Annotated in this window: 1 protein-coding gene; it reads right to left on the bottom strand. The window is 50.7% G+C overall.

The window, feature by feature from the left end:
* A partial coding sequence (locus A3751_RS01070) for an ABC transporter substrate-binding protein (protein WP_197466081.1) occupies positions 1-207 on the bottom strand: 207 nt, incomplete at both ends.

Raw genomic sequence — 207 nt, 5'->3', positions numbered from 1 at the left:
CTGGATTGTTCTTCCAGATCTCGTAATCCGTAATGACTGGAACACCAATGCCTTTAAAGACCGCTTGCTGATTCCATGGTTCACCCACGCAGTAACCATAAATGGTGCCGGCTTCCATGGTCGCAGGCATCTGCGGTGGAGGCGTAACAGAAAGTAGAGCATCTGCATTTATCTGGCCGCTGGTATCGCCCTTATGAGGCGCATAGT

Source organism: Oleiphilus sp. HI0080 (genome assembly GCF_001635135.1).
This window is presented reverse-complemented; position numbering and strand designations above follow the sequence as displayed.